The sequence below is a fragment of the Streptomyces spiroverticillatus genome (assembly GCA_014650415.1).
Classification (GTDB): domain Bacteria; phylum Actinomycetota; class Actinomycetes; order Streptomycetales; family Streptomycetaceae; genus Streptomyces; species Streptomyces spiroverticillatus.
The window spans coordinates 1-8,449 of record BMUX01000048.1; the positions used below are offsets into that span (position 1 = coordinate 1).

11 protein-coding genes and 2 pseudogenes are annotated in these 8,449 nt (G+C 68.1%); 6 read left to right on the plus strand and 7 right to left on the minus strand.

Annotated features, from left to right (window positions below):
• Window positions 1–155 precede the first annotated feature (155 nt).
• The 5 genes from IE269_RS42460 to IE269_RS42480 all read right to left on the minus strand — a co-directional run bounded on the left by IE269_RS42460 (window position 156) and on the right by IE269_RS42480 (window position 4,765).
• The gene (locus IE269_RS42460) at window positions 156–380 is read right to left on the minus strand and encodes a DUF6207 family protein (protein WP_229898636.1); all 225 of its coding nucleotides are present in this window, start codon (window positions 378–380) and stop codon (window positions 156–158) included.
• A 71-nt stretch (window positions 381–451) separates the two neighbouring features.
• Window positions 452–721 carry a hypothetical protein gene (locus IE269_RS42465; RefSeq protein WP_189828728.1) on the minus strand — a complete coding sequence of 90 codons (270 nt, stop codon included), beginning with the start codon at window positions 719–721 and terminating at the stop codon, window positions 452–454.
• Window positions 721–2,310 carry a hypothetical protein gene (locus IE269_RS42470; protein WP_189828729.1) on the minus strand — a complete coding sequence of 530 codons (1,590 nt, stop codon included), beginning with the start codon at window positions 2,308–2,310 and terminating at the stop codon, window positions 721–723. The genes IE269_RS42465 and IE269_RS42470 overlap by 1 nt, the downstream gene beginning before the upstream one ends.
• A 61-nt stretch (window positions 2,311–2,371) precedes the next feature.
• The gene (locus IE269_RS42475) at window positions 2,372–2,782 is read right to left on the minus strand and encodes a hypothetical protein (protein ID WP_189828730.1); all 411 of its coding nucleotides are present in this window, start codon (window positions 2,780–2,782) and stop codon (window positions 2,372–2,374) included.
• A 504-nt stretch (window positions 2,783–3,286) separates the two neighbouring features.
• Window positions 3,287–4,765: a terminase large subunit domain-containing protein gene (locus IE269_RS42480; protein ID WP_229898635.1), complete on the minus strand. Its 1,479-nt coding sequence runs from the start codon at window positions 4,763–4,765 to the stop codon at window positions 3,287–3,289.
• Between the two features lie 50 nt (window positions 4,766–4,815).
• Here IE269_RS42480 and IE269_RS42485 point away from each other — a divergent pair, with 50 nt between their 5' ends.
• On the plus strand, window positions 4,816–5,055 hold the full coding sequence (locus IE269_RS42485) for a hypothetical protein (protein ID WP_189828735.1): 240 nt from the start codon (window positions 4,816–4,818) through the stop codon (window positions 5,053–5,055).
• 18 nt (window positions 5,056–5,073) lie between these two features.
• Here IE269_RS42485 and IE269_RS42490 read toward each other — a convergent pair.
• A pseudogene (locus tag IE269_RS42490) lies at window positions 5,074–5,322 on the minus strand (IS110 family transposase); the annotation flags it as partial.
• On the opposite strand from IE269_RS42490, the gene IE269_RS42495 reads away from it, so the two are divergent.
• The 5 genes and pseudogenes from IE269_RS42495 (at window position 5,295) to IE269_RS42510 (ending at window position 8,097) form a co-directional block, all read left to right on the plus strand.
• On the plus strand, window positions 5,295–5,672 hold the full coding sequence (locus IE269_RS42495) for a hypothetical protein (RefSeq protein WP_189828737.1): 378 nt from the start codon (window positions 5,295–5,297) through the stop codon (window positions 5,670–5,672). The pseudogene IE269_RS42490 and the gene IE269_RS42495 sit on opposite strands and share 28 nt — an antisense overlap.
• A 177-nt stretch (window positions 5,673–5,849) precedes the next feature.
• Window positions 5,850–6,275 (plus strand): annotated as a pseudogene (locus tag IE269_RS43655) (alpha/beta hydrolase); the annotation flags it as partial.
• Window positions 6,276–6,399: 124 nt separating this feature from the next.
• Entirely contained in the window at window positions 6,400–6,663 is a 264-nt protein-coding gene (locus IE269_RS43660) for a dienelactone hydrolase family protein (RefSeq protein WP_229898634.1), read from the plus strand.
• Between the two features lie 107 nt (window positions 6,664–6,770).
• Window positions 6,771–7,685 carry a transposase family protein gene (locus IE269_RS42505; RefSeq protein ID WP_189828736.1) on the plus strand — a complete coding sequence of 305 codons (915 nt, stop codon included), beginning with the start codon at window positions 6,771–6,773 and terminating at the stop codon, window positions 7,683–7,685.
• A 97-nt stretch (window positions 7,686–7,782) separates the two neighbouring features.
• Window positions 7,783–8,097, plus strand: coding sequence for a hypothetical protein (locus IE269_RS42510; protein WP_189828731.1), 315 nt, complete (start codon window positions 7,783–7,785; stop codon window positions 8,095–8,097).
• 12 nt (window positions 8,098–8,109) lie between these two features.
• Here the strand turns inward: IE269_RS42510 and IE269_RS42515 are convergent, their stop codons facing one another.
• Window positions 8,110–8,325, minus strand: coding sequence for a hypothetical protein (locus IE269_RS42515; protein ID WP_189828732.1), 216 nt, complete (start codon window positions 8,323–8,325; stop codon window positions 8,110–8,112).
• Between the last annotated feature and the right edge of the window lie 124 nt (window positions 8,326–8,449).

Genomic DNA, 8,449 nt, shown 5'->3' on the forward strand with positions numbered 1-8,449 from the left:
CCGTCAACCTGCCCGCACCCGGCCCAACAAAGCGCAACAGCCCACCAGTTGACCTGACGAGCCGTCACGAAATTTCGAGGTTAACCATGATCGCCACAGTCGGATCATGCCAGCTGCCTGACGCGATCCCTCACCCGCTATCACGCACCAACTCGTTAATAGACGTCCGAGGCGGGGCTGGGAACGAGGTCCGCCCACACCCGGGCCCGCACCCCGTCCTCTCCTGCCGTTCTCCACACCTGGGACACCCCCGGTGACGTCCACAGGGCGGCGATCGCCTCGGCAGCCGTACGGACCGTGATCTCATCGACGGCCGTCACCTCGACGTGGACGAGGCCCGGGGACGGGAGGGCCCTCATGATCTGCTCGTTGCTCAGCATGATCACTCCCACGCCCCGCGTTCCCACCGAGGTTCCCCGTTCCCGCTTGCGTCACCCTTCGGGGCGAAGCTCTACCGCTGCGGCTGCTCGTCGTCGTCCCCCTCCTCGTCATCCGGGCCCGGTTGCTCGCCCGGTTCGCGAATGAGGGGTGCGGCCAGGGTTTCCGGGTCTGCCTCGGGCAGCCCCAGGTACTCGCGGACCACAGCAGCGTCGTTGGTGGCGTCGGCGAGGCGGGCGGCGGCATCGAACGCCCGAGACTGGATGCGTTCGATCTCCTCGGAGACGTCTTCGACCGGGTAGCCCGCGTCCATGAGCATCCGTACGCCCGTCTCCAGGGACATCACCCCCCGCCGACGGCCTTGACGACTTCTTCCAGGATCGCGGCCCGGTCGGTCGGGGTGTGCGGCCCGAACACGATGTGCGCGGGCAGCGTCTCACCCGCCGGCCACACCTGCCCGGCCTGGTGCAGCCGGTAGACCATGCGCAGCAGCAGCGCGTACTTGTGGGCGCGCGCGAGCCGCATCGCCCCCACGAGCGCATCAAGAGGACCCAGGGCGAGTTGCAGGGCATAGCCTGACGGCAGGCGCGTCGCATCGAGCGTGCCCAAACCGGCCGCCGTGACGCGGGAGTTCACGGCGACGCGGTCGATGAGGTGGTCGGTGAGGTTGCGCAGCTCCTCCAACTGCGGAGCGGTGTTGAGGGCGTCCATGCGTCCGCCGTCGGCAAGCTGGAACACCGAGCCCGCGGTCACCGTGAGCGGCTTCGGCTGCCCCGTCGTCCGGTCCACCCCCGTACGCGCACCGGACACCGACAGGATCGGCGCCCCCGTGGCGGCGGACGAGTCGGTGTCGGTGGCCGCCAGCTCGTCGAGGCCCTGGAGGACCGGCGCGAGCGCCGACCTTCCCCAGTGCTCACCGGGCTCGGGGATGCTGTGGGTGATGTGGACCACGGGGATGAAGTCCACCATCAGGTCCAGGCCGTCCAGGACCTCGCCGTCGGACCGCACCCGGTACGCGGCCTTCTCCTCCGGGAGGTTGAACACGGTGTGGGGGCCCTTCAGGTCCTCCAGCAGCCACTCCGCGTCGGTGAGGTAGCACGTCACCCCCGACGGCTTCCCCGCCGCCCACGGGTAGGAGCGGGTCACGGTGCCGGTGTCCGCATCGAGCTTGTCGCCGACGATCAGCACCGGCTCCCCGTCGGTGCCGTAGATCCACTCCCGGCGCGGCAGCCCGTCCTTCGTCTGCCCCGGCTTCGTCGCCGCACCGATCGGCCCCAGCTCGTACGTGATCCGCCGGACGCGTCCCTTCAGTCCCTTCGCCCGGTCCTCGGGCAGCTCCCACGCGAAGTGCACCCGGTTGGGGAACTCGGCCGAGTCCTCCCCGTCGTCGGGCCACTCGGGGAAGTAGAACCCGGGGGCGTACGACCGCAGCAGAGCGCGGCCCTTCGACGGCTCCCACGCCAGCGTGTACACCGCATCCCCGCACCGTACGGCGGAGCGTTCCGTCTGCTGCATCCGCAGCGGCAGCAGTTCCTTCTCCGCCCACTCCCGCAACCGCTCCTGCACCGTCGCCGCCTCGGCTGCACCAGGCGGCGGGCTGTCCTCGTCGGCGTGCTCGGCCCCCAGAACCACGATGGTCTGCTCCGCGCCGAGGAGGTACTGCAACGCGGTGTCGATGAGCTTCGGGGCATCGCCAAGCTCCCGCCGGTCGAGGGCGGAGTCGTCACCCGTGGTGGCGGCGGCGATCTGACCGGCCTGCGTCTGGTCGTACCCCGCGAGGAGCTTGTACGCGGCCAGGCGCCGCATCTCCTCCTCCGGAGCCCACGACGACGCCAACTCGGCCAACTTGCCGCCTGGCTTGCGGGGGTTGGCCATGGTCGGCTTGTAGTTCAGCCACGACCAGGCGTCGATGACGACGTCACGGATACGCACCAGGACCTCCGGGGCAACAGCGCCCCCGCGCCTGCCCGATCAGCGTAGCCGCCGACCGCCATCACCAGTTGGGCCAAGGTGCTTCCGGCACGGCTACACAGGCCTGAACGAACACGTCGACGTTCTCCGCCCCGTACGACTCCGCCATCGACAGGCCGTCCCACCTGGCCCGGCAACGATCCTCCGTGGGCACGGCCTTCGCCGGCGCGACCCCCTTCAACAGCGCCTCATCCCGGAGCGACAGACCCGACTCCGTACCACCCTGCCGCACCTCTGCGGCTCGGGTTGCTGTCTGCTCCGCTCGGGCCTCGTTCGGGTCCACGAAGTCGGGTTCGGCCACTGCCAGAACCACACCCACCGCGATCACGGATGCACTCGTGATACCGACGGCCCACCACCGCTGTCTCCCCATGATCGGGAAGGTAGCAGGGTGAACGAGCACCCACAGCGGTTCGACTATCCACAGGATCAACAGACTTGGGCACATGCGTGTCCACGGAAAGCTAGGCTGCGACAACTGGCACCCTCGGCTCGGTTCTTCCGTGCGAGATCCGCTCACCAGCCCTGGTGCGCGGTTCTCGACGGGAGGCAGGATGAGTCAGCTCGCCAGGCTCCGGACGCTGCGCCAGCGGCGTAAGGGGCAACAGCAGTGTTCTGGATGCAGGAGGGCCAACCGCTGGCAGGCGGTCGGCGCTCTCCTCATCCCGGTAGTGCCCGCAGTAGCAGCTATCTGCAACCTCTGGCTCAACCGATAACACGGGCGTCCGGCCGCTTGAGCCTCACAAGCAGGGCGGTCGGGCGCTTTCAACTGGCCAAGCGCGAAGCGTCCTTCATTTGAGTTTGTACACCCTGCCCCCACCCGGCCTAGGCCACGGTAACGCACTAGGCAGTGCGTTGTGGGCTCTTTAAACCGGGGAAACGACTCTCGCAAGAGAAGAGAGCGAGCCGTACTCCCTACTGGGGCCGTATCTCGACGTCAGCGCCTTCCGCTCAGTCTGCGGTCGTTCAGGTTGCTGATGCCGGTGTCGAGCTGGTCGGGGTCGGCGAGTTCTGTGAGGGCGTGCACGGCGGCGTCCATACGGTCGGGCGAGTCCATGCCTGCGACCCAGGTGACCATCTGGTCTTCGAGCTTGGGATGTTGGCCGATGTGGTGGACGAGGCCCTGTTCGTAGAGCTGGGCGATGGGCTCGGCCCGCAACCGTTTGCCGACCTTCGCGGTGACCTCCAGGACCATCGGCATGAGAAGCCCCCGGGCTTCGCCGCTGCGCTGGAGCTGTTCCCACGCCTGGCGGACGATCTGCCTGGCCATGTCTCCGCCGTAGTTGGACTCCACGACGATCGCGTCCGCCCGCAGGCTCAGCGCGAGGCGGCAGGCGGTGAGGCCCCAGTCGTTCGCGCCCATGCTGCCCGACTGGTCGTCGAGGACGTACAGGTGGCCGTCGAAGCCGCGGGCGCAGCCGACGACGCCGGTCTCGTCGGAGACGGTGGACTCGCCGCCGGCGGGGTCGACGGCGACGACGATGCGGGCCATCTCCAGTCCGCTGAATGCCACCACCGATGTGCGGTTGTCGTCGATCCAGGCCCGGGACCAGACTCCGCCCTCGGGCGGGCGGGGCTTCTGCTGGTAGAGGGCGGCCCACACGCGTTCGCCGACGCGCTTGCGGGTCTTGGCGTGGTGGGCCTCGGAGAACCGTTCCGGCCACAAGGCTTCACCGGGTGAACGCCCGAGGGGGTCGGTGGTGCTGTCGGCGATGGCGGGGAGGTCGATGACCGTCCACTCGTTGGCCTCGGCGTCGGCGATGATCCGGCCGGAGAGGTTGTTTTCGTGCCAGCGGGTCTGGATGACGCAGATCGCTCCGTCGGGCTCGATGCGGGTCTGGAGGACCGACTGCCACCAGTCCCACGTCTTGCGGCGGATGGTGGGGCTGTCGGCGTCGGCCATGTCCTTGACGGGGTCGTCGACGATGGCGACGGTCGCGCCGTGGCCGGTGAGGCCGCCGCCGATGCTGGACGCCAGGAGGCCGCCTTTGCGTCCGGCGAGGTCGAAGCGGTGGACGGCCTCGGAGCCGGGGTTGAGGCGGATACCGAGGAGGTCGTGGTACTCGGCGATGGTGTCGCGGATGAACCGTCCGTGCCCCTCCGACAGGTCGGAGGAGTGGGAGGCGATGATGAGGCGCCGGTCCTGGTACTTCCGCAGATACCACAACGGACCCCAGCGGGCGGCCCGTTGGGACTTGCCGTGCCGGGGCGGCATGGTCAGCCTGACCCGGTCGAGGCGGCCCTCGGCCATGCCGATCCACGCCTGGTCGACGAGGTCGAGGTGCGGGGCCTGCCACTCCTTCAGGTTGGTGACCACTGCGGCGAGGGCGCCGGGCGAGCGGTCCATGGCGAGGTGCTTCTCCGCCCGCAGAAGCAGGGCCCGTTGTTGGGGGGGTGCCCCTATGTGTTTGGTCAAGGTCCAAGGCCAGTAGGTTCGTGCGGTCAAGGGCGGGCCGAGCCGTGGGGGTGTGCACGAGTGATAGTCAGGTGACGATCAAGCTCACGAGTGACGAGGCACTGGTGCTGTCGCACTGGCTGGAGAAGCTCCAGATGACGGACCTCAGCCGCGTTGTCGACGATCCGGCGGTCTGGGCGCCGATCCATCGGATTGCCGGAACGCTCGACAAGGCGCTTTCTGATCTGTTCGCGCCTGATTATGACCAGCGGCTTGAGGCGGCTCGGCAGCGGCTTCGGCCGGAGGACTGATCGAGCAGTCTGGACTCCTCACCTGGCTGCAGCGGGTTGGGGCTCGTAGAAGGTTCCGTCGCGGAGCATCGCGAACAGGACGTCGGCCCGGCGTCTGGCGAGGCAGAGCAGGGCCTGGGTGTGGTGCTTCCCTTGGGCGATCTTCTTGTCGTAGTAGGCCCGCGATGCAGGGTCGGCCAAGGCGGCGAACGCGGAGAGGAAGAAGGCCCGTTTGACTCCTCGACACGCACGCCTACGACGTGGCTGCCGATGTCCTCGCCCTGATCGGGAAGCCGGCCGCGGCCGCAGTGCCGCCTCTGAAGAAGCTCCTGTCCCCCGGATACGAGTGGACCCGGGTACATGCGGCAGCAGCCCTGTGGGAAATAGCCGGCGAAGCAGAGAGCGACACCGTCCTGGAGACCCTCCTGGAGGCATGGGAGGAGAACGACTCCACGTCCAACCACGTGATGGCCTGCCTTGCCAAGATGGGCGACGCCGCCGCCCCGGCACTGTCACGCATCCAGGCCGAACTCACCCAGAGCCGCCGCAGCGGCCGCTTCCACAGTCTCGAATCCGACCTGGCACTCCAGAGCGACTGCCGCACGGTCCTGTCCCACCTCAACCCTGTATGCGAGTAGGAGCCCCTGGACCCTGCCCGCGCGGCCGTCTGTTCTGCGGCCACCCTGGGCCAATGGTTCGTCTCGGGCACGGTGACCCGCGGACCCTGACGCGCTGCCGTCAATCAGCCGACGTCCAGGGGCGGTTGGCGGTCTGTGCCATGTCGCCGCGCGGGAGCAGGTCCTAGCATCAGGGGCATGGTCGACCACGAGACGACGTTCGCTTCACTGGACGGCACCGCTCTGTCCGGCACGTTTGCCCCGGCCACCGGCCCAGTGGTCGGGGCCGCGGTCCTGGTCCATGGGGCCGGGGTTACCCGCGAGGAAGGTGGCTTCTTTACCCGCTTGGCCGCCGGCCTTGCGGAGGCGGGGATCACCAGCCTCCGTTTCGATCTCCGTGCTCACGGTGCCAGCGGCGGCCGCGAGTCCGAGCTGACGATCGCGGGCGTCACCAACGACGTCCGCGCCGCCAGCGACCACCCGCGCGCCCAGACCGGGCACACCGGCCCGGTCCACGTGATCGCGGCGTCGTTTGCTGGCGGGGCTGTGTGCCTGCACGCCGCGCACCGTCCCCAGGATGTCGGCCGCCTGGTGCTGCTGAACCCGCGGCTGGACTACCGCGAGCGGTACGTCACCTCCCGCCCTGGCTGGACAGGCGACTACCTGTCCAAGGAAGCCGCCGCCCACCTGGACGAACACGGGTACCGAGCGGTCCCCGTTCGAACTGAACCGGGCCCTGCTGAACGAGGTGTTCTACCTCGACACGAAGGCGATCCTCGGTGCCGTACGGGCACCGGTGCTGATGGTGCACGGCACCGCCGACACGTTCGTGCCCGTCGAGTCCTCCCGTACGCACAAGCCGATGTTCGCCGGGTCCGTCGAACTGGTCGAACTGGACGGTGCGCAGCACGGCTTCGCCGTCCACGACGACCCGAAGTACCTGCATCCGCAATCGCAGGCGTGGCAGGCCGATGTCATCGCCCGCGTCAGCCGGTTCCTGACCGCCTACTGATCTTTTCGTAAGTTCGGTGGATGTGGTGGGTGGATGCTAACGAGTTGGTGCGTGATAGCGGGTGAGGGATCGCGTCAGGCAGCTGGCATGATCCGACTGTGGCGATCATGGTTAATCGGGCGGTGCTGGCGCATCGTCTGTTCACGGGGATCACCCGGCAGCATCTCGCTTGCCTGGTGGATGAGTTGGCGGCGCCGTGGCAGGCCGCGCTTGAGGGTGGACGGCATTCTGCACGAGGCGGGTCCAGGAAGCGGGCTGCCGGAGCCGGCGCCCGTCATCAGCTGGTGTTCGTCGATCGACTGGTGGCCACGCTGATCCATCTGCGGCACGACCTGCCGCATTCGGTACTGGGGCTGCTGTTCGGCGTAGACCGTTCGACCATCACTCGTGCGATCGGGGAGATTCGTCCGCTCCTGGCCGAGCGGGGTTGCGCGGTTCCCGACCGCCCCGGCCTGCGTCTGCGGACGCTGCCGGACGTTTTCGCCTACGCCCAGGCCGAAGGCATCGAGCTGCGGCTGGACGCCACTGAGATCCAGGTTCGCAGACCGCCGGCCAACCGCGGCGGCCGCCGTGTGTTCGTGTCGGGCAAGAAGAAACAGAACACCATGAAGGCCACCGTGGTTGCCGACTGGCGGGGCCGCACGTTATGGACCGATGCCCTACGACCTGGACGGATGCACGATGTCACGGCCATCCGCAACGAGGGCATCGCCGTCTGTTTCCAGCACTTTCCCGACGTCGAGGTCCTCCTGGATGACGGCTACCTGGGCCTGAGCCGCGACCACCGCGGGCAAGCGATCACACCGCCCAGAAAGCCGCGGCCGGGAGCACTGCCCGGCAGGGTTCAACAGTGGGAAAGCGACCGCCACGACCACTCGTCCGACCGCATCACCGTCGAACACGCCCTCGCCGACCACAAACGCTGGAAACAACTGACGCGCTGGACTCACCGCCGCGACCGCCTGCCCGACACCTACCGAGCTATCGCCGGTCTCGTCTCCGACCGCCGCACCAAGGCCTGACAACAGGCCACGACCAAGCCGAACACGCCTCACCCGCTATCACGCACCAACTCGTTAATGCAGGCGGCCAGCGTGAGGAGCCCACCATACTCGGGCCATGAACACACCAGTTGGGCCCGTGATCCTCTTCGACGACGACTACTACATGTATGTCCTCAAGGACCAGGCGTCCGCCGAGGCGTGGTGGGAGATGCCGGACGAGTTCTCGTGCGGATTCGATGCCCTGGCCAGGCCCCTGCGTATAACAGGGGAGCCACACCGGGTTTCCCTTGAACTCAGCGGGGAGGAACCCGCTGAGTCCGAGCTGCGCCGTCTCGTTTCCGATCACTTCCAGCGGTTCTGGAAGTCGCAGACACCGCCCAGTGCGGCCAGTCTTCCGGAGTTCGTGGCGGCGCTACACGTCGAGGGATAGCCAGGGGACTCTTCAGGCGGCCTTGTAGTCGTGCGGATTGCCGCCGCGCCACTCGATCATCGGCGAGTCCGAGTCGACGAGGTATTCCCCGTCCAAGCCGACCTGTCGCAGGAACTCGGCCAGGTCGCGATCGGTGTAGGCGACGCCGATGATCTGCTCGTTCACGGTCACGCGCCGCCCTCCGGTGCCACGGGGGCGGTGCACGACCACATGGGGTTGCTCGGCCATACCACCAGCGTGCGCCAGGGCGGCAATGCCCGCATGTTCGCCTAGTGAGCCGGTCCGGAGATGCGTGTGCAGTAGCGGCAGATACGGTCGATGATCTGGTCGGCGGTCTTGGTCCACTTGAACG